Source organism: Autumnicola edwardsiae, from assembly GCF_031846505.1.
In the GTDB taxonomy this organism is placed as follows: domain Bacteria; phylum Bacteroidota; class Bacteroidia; order Flavobacteriales; family Flavobacteriaceae; genus Autumnicola; species Autumnicola edwardsiae.
Map to the genome: position 1 here is coordinate 1 of NZ_JAVRHP010000319.1, position 397 is coordinate 397.

General features: G+C 38.0%; 1 pseudogene. It reads left to right on the forward strand.

The window, feature by feature from the left end:
* A pseudogene (locus RM529_RS17855) lies at nucleotides 1-250 on the forward strand (carboxypeptidase regulatory-like domain-containing protein); the annotation flags it as partial.
* Between the last annotated feature and the right edge of the window lie 147 nt (nucleotides 251-397).

Sequence of the window (397 nt, forward strand, 5' to 3'; positions counted from 1 at the left end):
GGATTCGCGTATGTTTATTTACCATTTTTCAAGCGGGGAAATTGTGGATATTAGTTACGACAAGCCTGATGGGACGAACGATCTTGATCCAAGGTTTTCTCCAAACGAAGCTGAAGTCATTTTTGTAAATACTTCCAACGACGGAATTTCACCGAGAAACATATATACCCAAAGTATAGTTAGAGATGTCAATGAAAATGAAGATAGAACGGAGCTCATCCAAAATGCAATAATGCCGGACTGGGAATAAGGATTAACCAACCAATTAATTCTTCAATTGGAAGCGGTAGCCTCTAAGGGCTGCCGCTTTTGCTTTTAAAATACTTCACTGGCGAATTAACTCCTTATCTTTGAGCCTCTAATTTAATTTCTCTTATAGTCAGGAAGTTAGTAAAAG